This window comes from Streptomyces altiplanensis (assembly GCF_053591575.1).
The window spans coordinates 1-2,521 of the sequence record NZ_JBSFUB010000216.1; the positions used below are offsets into that span (position 1 = coordinate 1).

The 2,521-nt window shown below is 72.7% G+C and carries 2 protein-coding genes; both read left to right on the plus strand.

The window, feature by feature from the left end:
* Positions 1 to 133: 133 nt before the first annotated feature.
* Entirely contained in the window at positions 134 to 1,045 is a 912-nt protein-coding gene (locus ACWD0Y_RS36545) for a PfkB family carbohydrate kinase (protein WP_450264558.1), read from the plus strand.
* An 11-nt stretch (positions 1,046 to 1,056) separates the two neighbouring features.
* Entirely contained in the window at positions 1,057 to 2,154 is a 1,098-nt protein-coding gene (locus ACWD0Y_RS36550; RefSeq protein ID WP_450264559.1) for a LacI family DNA-binding transcriptional regulator, read from the plus strand.
* Positions 2,155 to 2,521 lie beyond the last annotated feature (367 nt).

A 2,521-nucleotide genomic window follows, 5' to 3' on the forward strand; every position in this document is an offset into this window, starting at 1 on the left:
CGCCCGGCGAACGGCCGGGCGCGGGCGGCGGGTTCCGCACACACCCCCTCGGACACGCCGGTGCCCTGCCCGCACCGTGCCCCACTCGGCCCCGCGCCCCTGGCTCACCGGGCCCGCGCACAGGAGAACCCCTATGAGAGTCCTCGGCTTCGGCGACAACATCGTCGACCGCTTCGTCGACCGCGGCGTCGACTACCCGGGTGGCAACAGCGTGAACGTGGCCGTCTACGCCCGGCGCCTCGGCCTGGAGGCCGCCTACCTCGGCGTCTTCGGCGACGACGATCTCGGCCGCTTCCTGCGCGAGTCCGTCACCGCGCAGCGGGTCGCCGTGGACCACTGTGTCGTACGGGCCGGCGAGACCGGCCTCTCCACCCTGCGCGTCGACGACGGCGACCGCGTCTTCCTCGGCTGGAACGGCGGCGGCGTCACGGTGCGGGAGCCGCTCGTACTCGACGGTGAACTGCTGTCGTACGCCGCCTCCTTCGACCTCGTGCACTCCAGCGTGTACTCCCGCAGCGAGAGCGAGCTGCCCAAACTCGCCGGGCTGGGCCCGCTCGTGTCCTTCGACCTGTCGAGCGACGACGAGTTCCGCACCCCCTCCTACCTGGACCGCGTCTGCCCGCACGCCGACCTGGTTCTGCTGTCCTGCTCGCACCTCGACGAGCCCACCACGCGCGCGCTCCTGGCCGAGGCCGTGGGCCGGGGGGCCAAGCTGGCGCTCGCCACCCGGGGCGTCGACGGAGCGATCGCCCACGACGGCCGCGCGACCGTCGCGGCGCCGGCGCGCCGGGTGGAGGGAGCGGGAACCCTCGTCGACACGATGGGGTGCGGCGACGCCTTCCTCACCGGCTTCGCGGTCTCCCTGCTGCGGGGCGGCTGGTCCGCGGACGCCCCGCCCGGCCGGCACATGATCGAGCGCGCCCTCCACGACGGAGCAGGAACCGCCCATGAGCAGTGCTTCGTCGAAGGAGCCTTCGGTCACGGGCGGCCCACCGGGCAACCGGCCGTGTCTAGCATGTGGCAAGCCTTCGACCGAGAGAATTGAGGTACGGATCCATGCCAGCAGACCGGGGCCGCGCGTCGGGATCACCGACGATCTCCGAGGTGGCCGCCGAGGCCGGTGTCGGCCGGGCGACCGCGGCCCGGACGCTCGGCGGGTACGGATACGTCAGCCCCGAACTGAAGGAGCGGGTGCTCGCGGCGGCCGAGAAGCTCGGCTACCGCGCGAACGCGCTGGCGCGCAGCATGTCGACCGGTGTCAGCCACACCCTCGGGGTGATCGTCGCGGACATCGGCAACCCCTTCTTCGCCGGTGTGGTGCGCGGGATCTGCGACACCTCCCGGGCCCGGGGCTTCGACACCATCGTGCTGAGCACGTACGAGAACCTCGCCGAGGAGGTCGCGGCGACGAACGTACTCATCGACAAGCGCGTGGACGGTGTCATCATCGCGTCGGCCGCCGTCGGCCGCGGTGAAGACGCCCACATCAGGGCGGCGCTGGACCGGGGCGTCCCGGTCGTGCTCGTCGACCGGGCGATCCCGTCGCTCGATCTCGACGCCGTCGTCATCGACAACCGGGAGGCGGCGCGCGAGGCGGTCGAGACGCTGATCGCGGCCGGGCACCGCCGTATCGGATTCGTGTGGGGGCCGCCCGTGGCACAGGCGCCGGCGACCCGGCGCGAACTGCTCGCCGGGGCCTCGCGCAACCTGTGGACCGACGGGGAGCGCCTGCGCGGCTACCTCGACGCGCTCGACGACGCGCACATCCCCTTCGACCCGGAGCTGGTGATGGTCGGGCCCAAGACGGAGGAGCGGGCCACCGAGGAGGTCGTCCGCATGCTGACCCTTCCCCGGCGGATCACCGCGCTGTTCTGCACCGAGACCGACGCGGTGACAGGAGCGCTGCGGGCGGTGCGCAGACAGAAGCTGTCCTACCCCCGCGACCTGTCCCTGATCGGCTTCGACGACAGCGCCTGGGCGGCGGTCATGGACCCGCCGCTGACGATGATCGAGCAGCCCGTGCACCAGCTCGGCGCGAAAGCGGCCGAGGTGCTCCTCGATCCTCTCGAAGGAGCCGAGCCCCTCCGCGAGATGCACACCCTGCGCACACGCCTGATCGTGCGGTCCTCGGTCGCTCCGCCGCAATCCTCCTGAGAACAGCGGTTCATGGCACGGTGCCGCGCTCCAGCAGGTCCTCCGCGCCGTCGGCGAGCCGGCCGTCGTCCACGCCCCAGATCGAGCCGGGTCTCTCGCCGCTGCCTCGGCGGAGCCCGCCGGGTCCACGACGTGTCCGCCGCGCACGACGTGTCCATCGCGCACGGCGTGCCCGTCTGGTGACGGCCGTCTGCCGGCGCCGACGGCTCCGGGCATCGGCGTCGATCCGCTCCCGGACGCCCTGCGGCGCTTCACACGCGCCCGGCACACGCTCTGGGGAAATCCCTGCTTCGTTCCCGGATTTCACGCGAACAGCCGACACGGCCGCTCAGGGCGCCCCCGGAAACACCGCGGGCGGAAACCGCAC

Bases quoted from the DNA above. Each gene is read 5' to 3' on its own strand.
- ACWD0Y_RS36545 (WP_450264558.1), top strand. From the start codon at position 134: ATGAGAGTCCTCGGCTTCGGCGACAACATCGTCGACCGCTTCGTCGAC.
- ACWD0Y_RS36550 (WP_450264559.1), top strand. From the start codon at position 1,057: ATGCCAGCAGACCGGGGCCGCGCGTCGGGATCACCGACGATCTCCGAG.